Raw genomic sequence first — 17,671 nt, forward strand, 5'->3', positions numbered from 1 at the left:
ATATTAGGCTTTATCTCATTTTTAGATATCTACGCTGACATAAATAAGAGAGGCTATTTATGAAAAAAGTGCTTTTAATTTCTAGTGTTGTTTTAGGGCTTTGTTACTCCACAACGAGTGTAGCGTTTAGTGAAAAAAATATTGACGTTTATAGCCAAGCGATGAACAAAAATATACCTGTTACAGTTGTTTTACCTGAGGGTTATACTGAAGCGAAAAAATACAGCACGATTTATACACTGCACGGTTGGTCTGGTAATAACCGCAATTATCCTGAAAAAACAGGCTTAGGTAAATTGGCGGACAAATATGGTGTGATCTATGTTTCACCAGATGGCAACTATGATAGCTGGTATGTAGATAGTGAACTCAAAAAAGATTCTAAATATTACACTTTTGTGGCAAAAGAGTTAGTTGACTATATTGATAAGCATTATGCGACAGAGCCAACTAAAGAGCAGCGAGCGATTACTGGATTAAGTATGGGGGGATTTGGTGCATTATACATTGGCATTAAAAATCAACATGTATTTGGTCAGATTGGGAGTATGAGTGGTGGTGTGAATATTGAACAATTTAAAAACAATTGGGGAATTGCAGCAGTAGTCAATGATCATTGGCATGACTATAACATTAAGGATTTAGCGCATAGTCTCATTTTTACGAAAAGCCAGATCATTATCGATTGTGGTATTGACGATTTCTTTATTGAACCAAACCGTGAATTACATCGAAAATTATTGGATTTAAATATTCCGCATACTTATACCGAAAAACCAGGTGGACATACATGGGCTTATTGGACGGATTCCATTGGACAGCACACCCATTTCTTTACACAGCATTTTGCCCAGCATAGAACCAAATAGTCTAAGAAGAGGCACGACCATGTGCCTCTTACTTTTCATACCAAATTCGATTGATATAAAAGATCACTAAGCCAGAGGGAGTTTCAACTTTAATTTCATCATCAATGGCTTTACCAATCAGCGCTCGCGCAACAGGCGAATCAATTGAAATCCAATTTTTCGCAGGATCAAACTCATCACAGCCGACAATCCGATATTGTTTTTCTTCACCGACTTCATTTTCCAGCGCTACCCAAGCACCAAAAAAAACTTTACCTTCTTGTTTAGGGTGGTAATCAACAATTTGCAAGACTTCTAAACGTTTAGTGAGAAAGCGGACACGACGATCGATTTCGCGTAAGCGCCGTTTACCATAAATATATTCGGCATTTTCACTGCGATCGCCTAATGCCGCGGCATCAGAAACCGCTTGTGTGACTTTAGGGCGCTCATCCTTCCACAAAAATTTTAATTCCTGATCTAACGTGTTCCAGCCTGAACGAGTAATATAATTTGATTTTGCCATATATTTTCTCTTGTCTAATGAGGAGATTATGCCTTTTCAATATGGATTAAATAGAGGCTAGTTTAGCATTATTTTTCCCGTGCAAAAATGAGAAAAACTATCAATTAACCCTAAAAAACAGTATCCTATTGCCAATTTTTATCATGTTATTTTTAAAGAAGTCGTTCTATGTTAAATCAACAAATTAGTCAAATTATTGCCACAGAGCTAACCGTACAGCCACAACAAATTCTTGCAGCAATTCAACTTTTAGATGATGGTAATACCATTCCTTTTATTGCGCGCTATCGTAAAGAAGTCACTGGTGGCTTAGATGACACCCAACTACGCCACTTTGAAACCCGTTTAATTTATTTGCGTGAGCTTGAAGATCGCCGTCAAACTATTTTGAAATCCATTGAAGAACAAGGCAAATTAACAGACGAGCTACGCACCCAAATTCAGCAGGTCCAAAGTAAAACCGAATTAGAAGATTTATATCTCCCTTACAAACCAAAACGCCGCACTAAAGGGCAAATTGCGATTGAAGCAGGCCTTGAGCCATTGGCGGATTTACTTTGGAACAGCCCAGAAAATGATCCTGAAACCACCGCACTTTCTTTCGTCGATAGTGAAAAAGGTGTATCAGATAGCAAAGCAGCATTAGACGGAGCAAGATACATTTTAATGGAGCGTTTTGCCGAAGATGCGACACTTTTAGCGCAAGTTCGCCGCTATTTACAACAAAGTGCGGTATTAGTTTCAAAAGTTTTAGAAGGCAAAGAAGCAGAAGGTGCTAAATTCCAAGACTATTTTGATCATCAAGAACTCTTTAAAAATGTCCCTTCACACCGTGCACTGGCGATGTTCCGTGGACGCAATGAAGGTTTCTTACAGTTAAGTTTAAATGCGGATCCTGAACAAGAAGAAGGTGCACGTCAAAGTTACTGTGAAGAAATTATCCGCCAACATTTAGGTGTACGTTTTACAGGACAGCCCGCAGATAAATGGCGTGAACAAGTGATTGCTTGGACGTGGAAAATCAAAGTTGCATTGCACTTAGAAACAGAATTAATGGGCAGCTTACGTGAAAAAGCGGAAGAAGAAGCGATCGATGTTTTCGCCAGAAATTTAACCGCACTTTTAATGGCAGCCCCAGCAGGCGCGAAAAATACCATGGGCTTAGACCCAGGGTTACGTACAGGGGTAAAAGTTGCTGTTGTGGATAATACAGGTAAATTACTGGCAACGGATACGGTTTATCCACATACGGGACAAGTAGAACGCGCGGCACTGGCGATTTATCAGCTTGGTAAAAAACATAATGTAGAGCTGATTGCGATTGGTAACGGTACAGCATCGCGTGAAACAGAACGCTTTGCCAAAGACATTATGAAACAATTCACTGACTGGCAAGCGCAAACTGTGGTGGTGAGTGAAGCGGGTGCATCGGTGTATTCGGCTTCTGAATTAGCAGCAGCAGAATTCCCAGAATTAGATGTTTCCTTGCGTGGTGCGGTGTCGATTGCTCGTCGTTTACAAGACCCATTAGCCGAGTTAGTCAAAATCGAACCGAAAGCGATTGGTGTAGGACAATATCAACACGATGTGAACCAAAGCCAATTAGCCCGCAAACTCGATGCGGTAGTGGAAGACTGCGTGAATGCAGTAGGAGTCGATTTAAACACGGCATCTGCCCCATTATTGGCACGTGTGGCAGGGATGACCAAAACTCTTGCACAAAATATCGTGGCATACCGTGATGAAAACGGGCGTTTTGACAGCCGTGATCAACTGAAAAAAGTGCCTCGTTTAGGGCCGAAAGCGTTCGAGCAATGTGCAGGGTTTATGCGTATCGCAGAAGGTAAAAATCCACTTGATGCGTCGGGCGTTCACCCAGAGGCTTATCCTGTGGTCGAGAAGATTTTGCAAGCGACCGAGCAATCAATCCAAGATTTAATGGGTAATGCGAGTGCTGTTCGTCAGCTTGATGCGAAGAAATTTATTGATGACCAATTCGGTTTGCCAACCGTACAGGATATTTTCAAAGAGCTTGAAAAACCGGGTCGTGACCCGCGTGGTGAATTTAAAACTGCGACCTTTATGGACGGCGTGGAAGAAATCAGCGACTTGAAAGCGGGTATGATTTTAGAGGGTACTGTGACTAACGTGACTAACTTTGGTGCTTTTGTGGATATCGGTGTGCATCAAGACGGTTTAGTGCATATCTCGTCACTTTCCGATAAGTTCGTGGAAGATCCGCACCAAGTGGTGAAAACGGGCGACATTGTGAAAGTGAAAGTGCTTGAAGTGGATGTACCTCGTAAACGTATTGCCCTAACTATGCGTTTAGAGGAAAGTGCAGTGAAAAACTCCGACAAAACAGACCGCACTTTATCGGCAAAATCACGTAGCAACCCTTCCACAAAAGGTCGTGATCGCTCAGCTGGCAATAACGCAATGGGCAATGCCTTTGCTGATGCGTTGAAGAATTGGAAGAAGTAAGGAAAATAATATGGATATGAACAAAATCACCTTCTTTACTCGCTTTGAACAAGATATTCTAGCCAGTCGTAAAACGATTACCATTCGTGATAAATCAGAATCGTATTTTCAGCCAAATCAAATTTTGGCTGTTTACACCAATGAGACCGATCGATTTTTTGCCAAAATCAAAGTGCTATCAGTGACACCAATTCATTTTGATGATTTGTCAGAACAACACGCCCAGCAAGAAAATATGACCTTGCCAGAGTTGCGTCAGGTGATTAAAGGCATTTATCCGCAAGATGAGCAATTTTGGGTGATTGAATTTGAGTTAGTGAAGTAATATTAGATATGAATAAAGTGCGGTCAGAATGTTTAACATTTCTCAGCATTATGTAGCAGTTGCAAAAAGACCTATCGCACTAAAAAATCTACAATCCTTGTAAGTTTAACGACTGACAAGGATTTTTTATCAGTATAAAACCTCAGTATTGTTTGCCAGTTCAACGAAAAATCAAAGAGAGTAAAAATGAGCGATTTGTTGGCAAAGTGACACGTAAAATATGTGGATGCCGTCTTATAAATACAGTATGAGGAGTGTATTATGGAATAAAAATAGAGCAAGTGACTCAAATCCTTTGCTCTATTTAATAGTCGTGATTAATGTATTTTCTGCGCACCGACAAAATGCTTCACTTTCGGTTTATCGCCTTGGTGGAAAGCATTGACTTCTGCTTGTAAATCAGCATCTGCTTGAGAAACTCGGTGGTGCTGGCGTAAATGCTCAGCCCAACTTTCCACAAAGAACCATTCGATAAAATGATTTGGTTTTTCCACATCTTCCAATACGCCCCATGCATAAGCGCCATCTTTACGGCGTTGTTCGGCAAGTTGGTGTAACTTACTTAAGAAAGCTGATTGGTTTTCTGGGTTGATTTGGTATTCCACCTGAATCATTACTGGTGAGCGGTCAAGTGCCACATCGGAATGGGTATGCGGTTGCTCCCAATGGTTCGACGGGTTGAGATCGTCTTCGCCCTGTGGCAATTTTTTGCGGTATGCCAACGCATTAGCTATAACTAAGGCAACACCCGCTACCACTAAGGTGCTTGGTAAGCCGATGTATTGTGCCACCGCTCCCCAGCTTAAACTACCCAAGGTCATCGCCCCGTTGAACACCGTTAAGTAAATTGCTAAGGAACGACCACGTACCCAGTTCGGTAAGATAGCTTGAGCAACGCTGTTTAACGTGGTGAGTGCCGTTATCCAAGCGAAACCAAGTAGGCAAAGTGCCGGAATGGCTGTCCATTTGGGCGGTGAGAGAGCTAAAAAGCCCATCACAATAGCACTAAGAATAGCGGCACCGAGTAAAAGTTGGTCGGAATTTAGTCGTCTTCTTAAACGCGGTAATAAAACTGCCCCGATAATAGCTCCCACGCCCACTGCCGCTAATAAAATACCGTAAAAACCTGCGGTGCCTTCTAATAATTGGCGAGCCACTAAAGGCAACAACGCCCATACTGCACTGGCGAATAGGAAAAAGAAAATCGCTCTAAATAAGATGATATGTAAGGCTTTGCTTGAACGTGCGTAACGTAACCCCGCACGAAATGCCCCAGTGAAATTCTCTGCCAGTTCGTCCGTTTCTTTTTTCGCCCGTTTCCACCAGATCAAAGCGGCAATCACGAAAGCATAACTGATCACATCAATGCCATAAGCAAACGAAGCACCAAGTTGGGCTAAGACGACACCGCCAATGGCTGGCCCGATAGCACGAGAGATGTTGATACCTAATGAATTGAGTGCAACGGCATTTTTTAAATCAGCACGAGAAACCAATTCAGGCACAATGGCTTGCCAAGTCGGTGCCATTAAGGCGGCACCAACGCCACCGATAAAGGTGAATAACACTAAGGTAGTGACGGATTGCAAACCTGTGGCAGAAAGGAACATCAAGCTTGCGCTACTAAATGCGAGGATAAATTGAATGCCGATAAGGAATTTTCGTCTATCTAAAATATCCGCCATCACGCCCGCAGGAATGGCGAGTAGGAAAATTGGCAAGGTGGTTGCTGCTTGAATAAGGGAAACTGCAGCAGGTGATGCAGAAAGATCGGTAATTAACCAGCCACTTGCTACATCTCGAATAAAGCTCCCCACGTTACCCAAGACGGTGGCAATCCATAACACTAAGAAGAGCTTTTGTTTTAGCGGTGCAAAACCGCTTTGTTCTGATACGCTCATTTTATCTCCAAAACAAGCGGTCGGAATTGGGGGAGAATTTGCACGTTGTATTTAAAATTGCCCAAAACCGACCGCACTTAACTTATACCATCCAACAAGAACAGCCTAATGCACCGAAGAAACTTTTTAGGTCTGAACTTGGAATAGATGATCCCCAAGCTTTTGCGTGATCATGTCCATGTAATCCGCAAGAGCTTGCACAACCACAGCTAGCAATGGCTTGTTGGCGAATTGGTGAAAGTGAGTTTTTGCCTGCACCTTCAGGATCGCCCCAAGCGGCAAAGCCTTTAAATTTGCGAGTTGGTGACCAATCTGGCATCGCTGGCGGAAGTGGATTTTCATCTAAGGAAGCAAAGTCGCCATCACCAAACACAATACGCCCACCCACAACGGTTAAATGTGAGGTTAAGAAAGAAATCTCATCTTCTGGAACAGTAAAGTAATCTTTACTTGGCACGATGAAATCCGCAAATTGCCCTACTTCAATACGTCCACGTTTGCCTTCTTCATTAGAGAACCAAGCCACATTTTCCGTCCACATACGCAGAGCCGTTTCACGATCAAGTAAGTTGCGTTGTGGATATAAACGAGTGTCACCAACGGTTTTACCTGTAGTAAGCCAAGAGAGCGATACCCAAGGGTTATAAGAAGCAACACGGGTTGCATCTGTCCCTGCGGATGTTTTCACTCCGCTTTCCAAAATGCGTTTGACTGGTGGTGTTGCTTCTGCGGCAACCGCGCCATAACGCTCGACAAAATATTCCCCTTGATATGCCATACGATGTTGTACAGCAACGCCACCGCCTAATTCAGCAATACGGTCAATGGATTTTTGTGAAATGGTTTCTGCATGGTCAAAGAACCAGTTAATGCCTTGTAATGGAATATCCTTATTTACTTTCTCAAACACATCTAAGGCACGAGAAATCGTTTCATCGTAAGTGGCGTGTAAACGCCAAGGCCATTTGTTTTCGGCAAGAATACGCACTACTTCTTCCAAATCGCCTTCCATTTCAGGTGGCATATCTGGACGCGGTTGGCGGAAGTCTTCAAAGTCTGCCGCTGAGAAGACCAACATTTCCCCCGCACCATTGTGACGGAAATAGTCTGTACCTTGCTTATATTTCACCGAAGATGTCCAACGTAAGAAGTCTTCTTTCTCTTCTTTTGGTTTTTGCGTAAATAAGTTATAGGCAATACGCACGGTGAGTTGATTTTCGTCTGATAATTTTTGAATCACTTCATAATCATCAGGATAGTTTTGGAAACCACCGCCCGCATCAATCACGCCCGTTACGCCCAAGCGGTTCAGTTCACGCATAAAATGGCGAGTGGAATTGAGCTGATACTCAAATGGTAATTTTGGTCCTTTGGCAAGGGTTGAATATAAAATCATCGCATTCGGTTTAGCTAATAACAAGCCCGTTGGATTGCCCTTACTATCACGCAGAATTTCACCGCCCACAGGATTTGGCGTATCTTTGGTATAACCCACCGCTCTTAATGCGGCACCATTTAATAGTGCACGATCATAAAGGTGCAAAATAAAGACTGGCGTATCTGGTGCAATAGCGTTGATTTCTTGAATAGTTGGCAGGCGTTTTTCTACGAATTGATGTTCCGTAAAACCACCGACCACACGCACCCATTGCGGTGCAGGCGTAATATCCACTTGAGCTTTGAGCATTGCCATTGCATCAGCAAGGCTACGTACGCCGTCCCAACGTAATTCTAAGTTGTAATTCAAACCGCCACGAATAATGTGGGTATGGTTATCAAATAAGCCTGGCAGAACACCCTTGCCTTTCAAGTCGATACAACGTGTTTTTTCAGTGGCAAGTGGCATCACTTCCGCATCGCTACCTACTGCTAAAAATTTGCCGTTTTTGATCGCAACCGCTTGAGCAACAGGTTGTGCACGATTAAGCGTGGTGATTTTTCCGTTATAGAAAATGAGATCAGGAATTTGTGCTGTCATTCTTTTCCCCTTTTATGTGTAATGAATGTTTACCTGGTAATTGACCCAGAACATGCTCCGTTGTTTGAGTGGCGTGGCAGGCATTCACAAAATCATTGCCTTTAAACAGCTGTTTTGCGACGGGGATAATTTGCTCGCCGAGTAAAATTCCGAGCAGCCCGACTAATGCCACAATAGGTGGTGCAGGAGAGCGAACATCTAAAGCATAATAGATGACGCCAACTAAGACACCTACACCAAATGTGAGAAGATAAAGTTTCATTCGATCACCTATAAAACAAGCGGTGTGATTTTGACAAATTTTTGCAAAATCACACCGCACTTTATTAAGCGTTAAATTTTAAGCGATATTATTTCGCAGGGTTTGGACCGATACGCTTACCATGTTCAACACGCTCAGGTGCTTTGTGAACCATGGTGTAAGCATAATCAACGCCCATACCGTAAGCACCTGAATGCTCTTTCACGATATCAAGCACTGCATCATAGGTATCTTTCTTCGCCCAGTCACGCTGCCATTCAAGCAATACTTGCTGCCAAGTGACAGGAATAATGCCTGCTTGAGTCATGCGGTCCATCGCATATTTGTGTGCTTCTACTGAAGTACCGCCTGATGCATCTGCAACCATATAGATTTCATAGTTGCCTTCTAAGGCTGCACATAAAGCGAAACTTAAGTTACACACTTCTGTCCATAAACCTGCAACGATCACTTTTTTACGACCATTTTTTGCTAACGCATCGCGCACGTTTTGATCGTCCCAAGAGTTCATTGAAGTACGCTCAAGGATTTTGTGATCAGGGAATACCGCTAATAATTCTGGGTACGTGTGACCAGAGAAACCATCAGTTTCAACGGTGGTAATTGTTGTTGGAATATTAAATACTTTTGCTGATTTTGCTAATGCAACCACGTTATTTTTTAAGGTTTGGCGATCGATTGATTGAACACCAAACGCCATTTGTGGTTGGTGATCAATAAAAATAAGTTGGCTGTTTTCTGGGGTTAAAACCTCAAGAAATTTACGATTTGACATGGTCATTCTCCATTAAAAAATAAAAATACTTTCGCAGTAACAAATCGGCCGACCTGTTGAGCGCTAAGTATAATTATTTTCAAATGATGAATAAATGTATTGTTTATTGATTGTTTATTTATTATTTTGAAATAATATGGGTTTGACTGCATTAAATTGTCTTTCTTTTTACTGATTATGTCCTGATACTATTGTTTGCAAGAATAAGGAAAATAATGGAAGATGGGAAAAGATAGTCGTTTTAAAGAGACATAAGTTAAAATCAACGAAAAGAAATGCCCTTAACTTTGTTTTTTGAAGTTAGGGGCATTAAAGTTTTACTGTGGTTAAGACGAGGTTTTGGTCTTTGTACAACGACGACATAATACAAAACATTGTCAAAATTGACCGCTTTTTCATCTCCTTTTGTAATACTATTTTAATACTTGAATGACGATTATTTGTGTTTTTTCAAAAACTCGACACCTGTATCAGGGAAGTCTGTGAACACCCCTGTAGCACCTGCTTTATTTAATAACGCATCATACATTTGGTTCACATCAGTGAAGAAGGCAGGTAGGGCATCTTTACGTACTGTGTATGGGTGAAGCTCCATTTTGTAGTTAGCTAATTCTTTCACTAATGGTGTGTAAACAATGTTACCTACTTTCGATTTTTGATCATCGATCAACATGTACCAGCCTGGTCCTACACCATCTGCATATTTAGCGACTTCAGCCATAGCACCTGGTTTGAACATCCAATCGTAGTTGTAGTTAATCCATTTACCTTGTGCATTTTTCTCTTCGGTTTCATGCCAATCAGTATAGGCGACTAACTGAACAAGTTTAATATCCATACCCATTTTTGGCAGTAATTCGGTTTTAATGCGTTTTAGCTCGTTGAAATCGAAGGTTTGTAGGTAAACCATATCGTCTTTAGTATCATAACCATATTGTTTTAACACTTTTAATGTGGCAGTAGCTATGTCTTTGCCTTCTTGATGGTGTAACCATGGAGCTTTGATTTCTGGATAGATACCAATTTTTTTACCCGTAGATTTTTCTAAACCTTGGATAAATTCAATTTCATCTTCAAAAGTATGAATTTTGAAGTGCGATTTCCACAAAGGGAAACGATTTGGATACACTTGAACTTGTTTTCCGTTTTCCATTTTGAAATTCTCGGTCATTTCTAGACTTTGAATTTCTTTTAAAGTGAAGTCAACTACATAATAACGACCATCTTTTCTTGCTCGATTTGGGAATTTTTTTGCCACATCAGTTAAGCCATCTAAGAAATGATCGTGAATGACAATTAAGCGATTATCTTTGGTCATCGCTAAATCTTGTTCTAAATAATCGGCTTGTTGACCAAATGCTAATGCTTTAGATTCAAGAGTATGCTCAGGTAAATAGCCACTTGCACCACGGTGAGCAATAATTAATTTGTCACTACTACTCATCATAGTTTGGCTTGAACAAGCTGCTAATGTTGAAACCGCAATTGCGGTAGCGATTGCTTTTAATTTCATAGATAGGTCCTCTTGTTAATCAAGTTATTATTTTTCACATCTTGGTTGCATATCGTAGAAATAAAGCTCGTTAATTTCACGATCATAACCAGGATAGAAACCTTTTGGCATACCTAAAACAATTTGTTTGCCACGGTTGGAATGGATAATCATTTGTTTAGTCATTGGATTAACCACTAATCCTTCAATTTCACCATAATCTTTTACATCATCTAAGGTGCGTTCTAAGACAACACGTCCCTCATTATGTTTATCTGAAATCTCGACGCGATATAAATGATCATGTTCTTTTTCGTCTGCTGTGCCGTCATCAGCTGTGAGGTATAATTTCCCTTCATACGCAAATACCCCTTGAATCCATTGTGGAACAGGTTGTAAATGTACTTTACGTTTATATTTACCTGTTTCGAGATCATATTCGTATAAATATCGACCACTCTCTTCACCGACCCAAGACGCCATCCAAATACTTTTATTCACAGTATCCACTGTAATCCCTGACACTTCTACTTGACCTGAGTCGGGATTAAAGTCAAAAGCACGTTTTAACGCGAGTGTATCTGCATCATGAATTGCAATTTGGATATTAGTGCCTACACCATCGGCAAACCATTCTGATGAAACGTACAATTCATTGTTGTAAATATCGATGTCTCCGATGTGATTAGCTTCTTTTTGATAACCGATGAAAGGGGTTTTATTTTCATAAAGTAACTTACCATTCATATCGTATTTGGCGAGTGTAGTACTACCAGACACATAAAGGTATTTACCATCGGTTGTGATACCTTGTCGACCGTTAACCTCCATGACTTTATTTAATTTGTATTCATATTCAGGTAACGCTGTTTTATAGGGTAACTGACAAGTGTCCGCTGCCATCGCAGTTTGTGCTAAGCCTAATGATAAAGTGGCAATGAGAGAGAAAGAAAAGGTGAATTTAGTGAGCTGCATAAGGATTCTCCTTTTAATTTGTGTTGGCGTAAGTTATATAAAAAAAGGAAGAATGTGTTTCACATATCTTCCTTTTTTCTTACCTTACTTATTTACCGTAATGATCATCAAGTCTTGCTTTATGTTTGCTTTCTTCGATCATCGTGATAAACATTAATAAAATAGCTAATACACCACCAGCGATCATGACATAGAAACCACCGTCCCATCCATAGAACTCTGCTGCCCAACCCACTACAGCTGAAGCAGATACAGTACCACCTAAGTAACCGAATAAGCCTGTAAAGCCTGCTGCAGTACCTGCCGCTTTTTTAGGTGCAAGTTCAAGTGCATGTAAACCGATTAGCATTACTGGACCATAAATTAAGAAACCGATAGTTGTCATTAAGATAAAGTCAGTTAATTGATATGGGTTTTCATACCATGCATGGCCTTCATAGAGTGCTAATTCAGATTCTGGTGTAGCAGGGTTCATCCAGAGTGCAACTACAGCAATGGTAGTTAAAATCATGAAAATGAAGCCAGTCAAACCACGTTTACCTTTAAATACATGGTCAGATACCCAACCACAAAGTAGTGTGCCTGGAATAGCGGCTAATTCATAGATAGTGTATGCCCAAGCGGTTCCTTTGATGTTGAAGTGTTTGACTTCACCAAGATACACTGGAGACCATTTTAATACGCCATAGCGGATTAAATAGACGAACACGTTAGCGATTGCGATGTACCATAATAGTTTATTTTTCAATACATAAGTCACGAAGATTTCTTTTGTTGTTAAATCGTGTTCATATGTTTTTTCATTATAGTCATCTGGATAGTCATTACGCCATTTTTCAATTGGTGGTAAACCACAAGATTGTGGTGTATCTTTCATCACGAAATAGATAGGAATTGCGGCGATCATGGCAGCAATACCTGGATAGTAAAGTGCTTGTTGCCATACGTCCTTAGCGGTGGCTTCAACCCCATGAGTACTGAAGTAAATTGCACTCGCGAGTAACACCATTGCACCAGGTACCATTCCCCCTAAGTTGTGCGCAGTATTCCAAATTGAAACGATAGAACCACGTTCTGATTTAGACCACCAATGTACCATTGTACGACCACATGGAGGCCAACCCATTCCTTGGAACCAACCATTTAAGAAAATAAGCACGAACATCACAGCAATACCTGATGTTGCCCAAGGCATTAAGCCCATCATTGTCATACATAAACCAGAAAGTAAAAGACCAAATGGTAGAAAGACTTTTGGATTTGAGCGGTCAGAAATAGATGCCATAAAGAATTTAGATAAGCCGTATGCTAAACCTGCACCAGTACCGATAATACCAAGTTCAGCTTTGTTATACATACCAGCTTCAATCAATCCTTTTTGTGCTAAGTCAAAGTTTGCACGTACAAAATAATAAGCAGCGTAACCAAAAAAGATGCCTGCAAAAACTTGCCAACGCAAGAAACGGTATCTGGCATCTATTTTGTCTGCTGGCAGCTCCGGAATATGCGGAGCGGGTTTAAATGGACCAAACATACAATTCTCCAATAGGTTAAACGAAACAAAAAAACGAAAACATTCTCTTAACAAGAATCTTACACAGATAATAAGGGAAAAGAAAAAACTGAAAAGCGAAATTGTGCTAATTTGTGAGTGATTTCACAAAAAATATTGTGGGATTGCACAGTTTAGAAAATAAATTGTGATGTTTATCACAATTGAGTTTTCTTTTTCGATCAAATGATTGTTTGTTTGTGCGTGTTTAGCCTAAAATGACAGCAGAAGTATCGTTTATTTGAGCGTTTTTTTGTTTATGTGGGAGAGGAAAGATGAAAATATCACCTCAAATGTATAAAAATACCGCAGATACAAGTCCTATTAGTACAGATGTGATTATCATTGGTGGCGGTGCCACTGGCGCAGGGATTGCTCGCGATTGTGCGTTGCGCGGTATTGATTGTATTTTATTAGAACGGAGAGATATTGCGACAGGAGCAACAGGTCGTAATCATGGATTATTACATAGTGGCGCAAGGTATGCTGTGAATGACCAAGAGTCCGCAAAAGAATGTATTGAAGAAAATAAAATTCTGCGCAATATCGCTCGTCATTGTGTTGATGAGACAGAAGGTCTATTTATTACCTTACCTGAAGATGATCTGGATTATCAGAAAAAATTTATTGAGAGTTGTACTGCTTCTGGAATTGAAGCAGTTGCAATAGAACCAGATTTAGCAAAACGGTTAGAACCTTCTGTTAATCCTGAATTAGTTGGTGCTGTCGTTGTACCTGATGGCTCAATCGATCCTTTCCGATTAACGGCTTCGAACATGTTAGATGCAACTGAAAATGGTGCGCGTGTTTTTACTTATTGTGAAGTCACAAATTTAATTCGAGAAGGGGGGCGAGTTATTGGCGTGAGCGTTTACGATCATAAATATAAAGTACAACGTCAATTTTTTGCCCCAATTGTTGTAAATGCAGGAGGAATTTGGGGACAAGGAATCGCTGAATATGCGGATCTGAAAATTCGTATGTTCCCTGCTAAAGGCGCATTGCTTGTAATGGGACATCGTATTAATAAAATGGTGATTAACCGTTGTCGTAAACCCGCAGATGCCGATATTTTAGTACCAGGTGACACTATTTGCGTGATTGGCACCACCTCAAGCCGCATTCCTTATGATCAAATTGACAATATGATTGTCACGCCCGAAGAAGTCGACATTCTTTTCCGAGAAGGTGAAAAACTTGCCCCATCATTGCGCCATACTCGAGTATTACGTGCTTATGCTGGTGTTCGTCCACTAGTTGCAACAGATGATGATCCGTCAGGACGTAATGTGAGTAGAGGGATTGTCTTACTTGATCATGCTGAACGTGATGGATTGGAAGGATTTATCACTATTACTGGCGGTAAGTTAATGACTTATCGTTTGATGGCTGAATGGGCAACCGATTTAGTCTGTAAAAAATTAAATAAAACGGCGGAATGTACTACCGCAAAACAAGTTTTACCAGGCTCTAGTGAGAGTCGATTGGAAACCAATAAACGTGTTATTTCTTTACCTAGTACCATTCGTTATTCTGCTGTTTATCGTCATGGATCTCGTGCCACACGTTTATTACAAACAGAACGTCTTGATCGCACTTTAGTATGTGAATGTGAGGCAGTGACAGCTGGTGAAGTACGTTATGCGGTTGATGAATTAAGTGTGAATAATTTAGTCGATTTACGTCGTCGTACTCGGGTGGGTATGGGTACTTGCCAGGCTGAGCTTTGTGCTTGTCGAGCTGCAGGTTTAATGTCTCGTTTTGGGGTTGCTACCCCTCGTCAATCCACAACACAGCTTGCTTCTTTTATGGAGGAGCGTTGGCGTGGTATTGAGCCGATTTGTTGGGGAGAGGCTACGCGTGAGGCTGAATTTACTTCTTGGGTTTATTACAGCCTGCTTGGTCTTAATGATGTACAACCGCTTGCACAACAAGCGCAGCAAGGGACGGATGACAATGAATTTTGATGTAGCAATTATTGGAGGAGGGCTTGCGGGGTTAACATGTGGTATTGCTCTCCAGCAACAAGGTAAACAATGTGTCATTATTAATAATGGCCAGGCAGCGATTGATTTTTCATCGGGTTCGATGGATTTACTTGGACAGTTACCAAGCGGTCGCCAAATTCAGCATTTTGAGCAAAACTATACCGCACTTTATCAGCAATTACCGCAACATCCTTATTGTGTGATAGGTAAAGAAAAGGTCATGGCAAATGCGCTTAAGTTTGAACAATTAGCGCAGCAATTAAATCTTGGTTTAGTAGGCTCAAGCGAAAAAAACCATTTACGTGTCACGCCATTAGGCAGCTTACGCCAGACTTGGTTATCGCCTAACAGTGTGCCTACTGTGGCTGAGGGGGAGATTTTCTCTCATCGTAAAATTGCAATACTCGGTATTGAAGGCTACCACGACTTCCAACCACAATTATTAGCCGATAATTTAGTTCAAAATCCACAATTTGCCCATTGTGAAGTAACTACGGGCTTTTTGAGTATCCCTGAACTAGATCATTTGCGTAATAACTCTCGTGAATTTCGTAGTGTAAATATTGCTCAGCTCTTAGAACATAAATTAGCATTTAGTGATTTAGTACGCGAGATCAAAGAAGCGGCGCAAGGAGCAAAAGCAGTCTTTTTACCTGCTTGTTTCGGTTTAGAAACACAAGCGTTTTTTATAGCACTTAAAGAAGCAACACAGCTAGAGCTGTTTGAACTGCCAACATTACCGCCATCTTTGTTAGGCATGCGTCAACATAAACAACTTACTCAATATTTTAAACAATTGGGTGGATTTATGATGAATGGTGACAAAGTCATTAAGGCAAATGTAGAAAATAACCAAGTAAAACAAGTCTATACTCATTTACATCAAGAAGTACCAATTACAGCAAAACATTTTGTTCTTGCCAGTGGTAGTTTTTTTAGTAAAGGGCTAGTCGCTGACTTTGACAAGATTTATGAACCTATTTTCAATGCTGACATTATTGGATATACACAATTTGACTCGTCTAATCGGATGACATGGACGCATCATCGTTTTGCAGAATCACAGCCTTATCAGGCTGCTGGAGTGATAATTAATGCTCAATGCCAAGTACAAAAGAGCGGTCAGTCTTTTGAGAATTTATATGCAATCGGTAATGTGCTTGGCGGCTTTAATGGGATTGAATTGGGCTGTGGATCTGGGGTTGCTGTGATTACGGCATTTGTCGTTGCAGAGCAGATTGGGGGGGCTATATGAATATTCAACAGCTAATTGAAAGTGCGAAACAAGGTGCTGCAGCACCAGTGGTACATCAACATATTGATGAAAGTTTTGAAAGTTGTATTAAATGTACTGCTTGTACAGCTGTTTGTCCTGTTTCTCGCCAAAATCCATTTTATCCAGGTCCAAAACAAGCGGGACCAGATGGCGAACGTTTACGCCTAAAAAGTGCGGAGTTGTATGATGAAGCCTTAAAATACTGTACTAATTGCAAGCGTTGCGAAGTTGCCTGTCCTTCAGATGTAAAAATTGGTGATTTAATTGTTCGTGCTCGAAATAATAATGTTGAACGTCAAAATAAGCCTCTCATGCATAAATTGCGTGATGCGGTTCTCAGTAATACCGACATTATGGGCAAAATGAATACGCCATTTGCACCTATTGTGAATACTATTACGGGATTAAAAGCAACTCGTTTCTTGCTTGAAAAAACATTAAGTGTCAGTAAGCATCGTACGTTACCAAAATATTCTTTTGGTTCTTTCCGTAATTGGTATTTAAAACACGCAGCAGATGAACAAGCATTATATCAAGACAAAGTAGCCTATTATCATGGCTGTTATGTCAATTATAACAATCCACAACTTGGTAAAGAGCTTATCCAAGTATTTAATGCACTTGATATTGGTGTGGTATTACTGGAAAAAGAAAAGTGCTGTGGCTTACCATTATCCGTAAACGGCTTTCCTGAGAGAGCGAAAAAACAAGCGGAGTTTAACTTAAAATATTTGGGTAAAACGGTTGATGAACGTGGTTTAGAGGTTGTAGGGACTTCTTCTAGCTGTACCATGAATTTACGTGATGAATATCATCACATTTTAGGTATGGATAACCAAAAAGTACGCCCACATGTACATATTGTGACACGATATTTGTATCAATTACTACAAGCAGGGAGAACCTTTCCATTTAAAACACTGCCATTACGCGTGGCTTATCATACTGCTTGCCATGTGGAAAAAGCAGGTTGGGCACCTTATACATTAGAGGTGTTGAAACAAATTCCAGGTGTTGAAATTGTGATGTTACCATCACAATGTTGTGGAATTGCAGGTACTTATGGTTTTAAAGCTGAAAACTATGAGGTTTCACAAGCTATTGGTAATCCATTATTTAATTATATTAATGAAGGTGGATTTGATTACGTGATATCGGAATGTGAGACTTGTAAATGGCAGATTGATATGTCAACTCAATTGACCTGTTTACACCCAATTACTTTATTAGCAATGGCATTAGGAAACAATGATAAATAGGAACTATGCGTAAGCAATTTACGCACATTT

14 protein-coding genes are annotated in these 17,671 nt (G+C 40.6%); 6 read left to right on the forward strand and 8 right to left on the reverse strand.

The genetic code is table 11. From position 1 onward, the window contains the following. Positions 1–59 precede the first annotated feature (59 nt). On the forward strand, positions 60–869 hold the full coding sequence (locus tag DYE19_RS09225; protein WP_049215832.1) for an alpha/beta hydrolase: 810 nt from the start codon (positions 60–62) through the stop codon (positions 867–869). A 28-nt stretch (positions 870–897) separates the two neighbouring features. Here the strand turns inward: DYE19_RS09225 and greB are convergent, their stop codons facing one another. Next, the gene (gene greB / locus DYE19_RS09230; protein WP_049215830.1) at positions 898–1,374 is read right to left on the reverse strand and encodes a transcription elongation factor GreB; all 477 of its coding nucleotides are present in this window, start codon (positions 1,372–1,374) and stop codon (positions 898–900) included. Positions 1,375–1,542: 168 nt separating this feature from the next. On the opposite strand from greB, the gene DYE19_RS09235 reads away from it, so the two are divergent. Both DYE19_RS09235 and yqfB read left to right on the forward strand, forming a co-directional pair. Then, a complete protein-coding gene (locus DYE19_RS09235) occupies positions 1,543–3,858 on the forward strand; it encodes a Tex family protein (RefSeq protein ID WP_115323339.1) in 2,316 nt (771 codons plus the stop codon). A 10-nt stretch (positions 3,859–3,868) separates the two neighbouring features. Then, positions 3,869–4,183, forward strand: a complete 315-nt coding sequence (gene yqfB / locus DYE19_RS09240; RefSeq protein WP_115323340.1) for a N(4)-acetylcytidine aminohydrolase — start codon at positions 3,869–3,871, stop codon at positions 4,181–4,183. Between the two features lie 317 nt (positions 4,184–4,500). Here yqfB and DYE19_RS09245 read toward each other — a convergent pair whose 3' ends face one another. The 7 genes from DYE19_RS09245 to glpT form a co-directional block, all read right to left on the reverse strand. Further along, on the reverse strand, positions 4,501–6,084 hold the full coding sequence (locus tag DYE19_RS09245) for an MFS transporter (RefSeq protein ID WP_115323341.1): 1,584 nt from the start codon (positions 6,082–6,084) through the stop codon (positions 4,501–4,503). Positions 6,085–6,166: 82 nt separating this feature from the next. Further along, the gene (locus DYE19_RS09250; RefSeq protein ID WP_115323342.1) at positions 6,167–8,062 is read right to left on the reverse strand and encodes an amidohydrolase; all 1,896 of its coding nucleotides are present in this window, start codon (positions 8,060–8,062) and stop codon (positions 6,167–6,169) included. After that, positions 8,043–8,324: a DUF1427 family protein gene (locus DYE19_RS09255; RefSeq protein ID WP_115323343.1), complete on the reverse strand. Its 282-nt coding sequence runs from the start codon at positions 8,322–8,324 to the stop codon at positions 8,043–8,045. The genes DYE19_RS09250 and DYE19_RS09255 overlap by 20 nt, the downstream gene beginning before the upstream one ends. Before the next feature lie 88 nt (positions 8,325–8,412). Continuing rightward, entirely contained in the window at positions 8,413–9,099 is a 687-nt protein-coding gene (locus DYE19_RS09260; protein ID WP_115323344.1) for a hydrolase, read from the reverse strand. Positions 9,100–9,535: 436 nt separating this feature from the next. Further along, the gene (glpQ, locus tag DYE19_RS09265) at positions 9,536–10,612 is read right to left on the reverse strand and encodes a glycerophosphodiester phosphodiesterase (RefSeq protein WP_115323345.1); all 1,077 of its coding nucleotides are present in this window, start codon (positions 10,610–10,612) and stop codon (positions 9,536–9,538) included. 27 nt (positions 10,613–10,639) lie between these two features. Beyond that, the gene (locus DYE19_RS09270; RefSeq protein ID WP_115323346.1) at positions 10,640–11,566 is read right to left on the reverse strand and encodes a YncE family protein; all 927 of its coding nucleotides are present in this window, start codon (positions 11,564–11,566) and stop codon (positions 10,640–10,642) included. 88 nt (positions 11,567–11,654) lie between these two features. After that, on the reverse strand, positions 11,655–13,100 hold the full coding sequence (gene glpT, locus DYE19_RS09275) for a glycerol-3-phosphate transporter (RefSeq protein WP_049215811.1): 1,446 nt from the start codon (positions 13,098–13,100) through the stop codon (positions 11,655–11,657). Between the two features lie 293 nt (positions 13,101–13,393). Here glpT and glpA point away from each other — a divergent pair, with 293 nt between their 5' ends. From glpA to glpC, 3 genes are read left to right on the forward strand one after another with little or no spacing between them, the layout of a single operon-like run. Next, the gene (gene glpA / locus DYE19_RS09280) at positions 13,394–15,085 is read left to right on the forward strand and encodes an anaerobic glycerol-3-phosphate dehydrogenase subunit A (protein ID WP_115323347.1); all 1,692 of its coding nucleotides are present in this window, start codon (positions 13,394–13,396) and stop codon (positions 15,083–15,085) included. Further along, positions 15,075–16,361, forward strand: a complete 1,287-nt coding sequence (gene glpB / locus DYE19_RS09285; protein WP_049215874.1) for a glycerol-3-phosphate dehydrogenase subunit GlpB — start codon at positions 15,075–15,077, stop codon at positions 16,359–16,361. The genes glpA and glpB overlap by 11 nt, the downstream gene beginning before the upstream one ends. Next, the gene (gene glpC, locus DYE19_RS09290; protein ID WP_115323348.1) at positions 16,358–17,641 is read left to right on the forward strand and encodes an anaerobic glycerol-3-phosphate dehydrogenase subunit GlpC; all 1,284 of its coding nucleotides are present in this window, start codon (positions 16,358–16,360) and stop codon (positions 17,639–17,641) included. The genes glpB and glpC overlap by 4 nt, the downstream gene beginning before the upstream one ends. Positions 17,642–17,671 lie beyond the last annotated feature (30 nt).

Source organism: Pasteurella canis (genome assembly GCF_900454865.1).
Lineage (GTDB): Bacteria > Pseudomonadota > Gammaproteobacteria > Enterobacterales > Pasteurellaceae > Pasteurella > Pasteurella canis.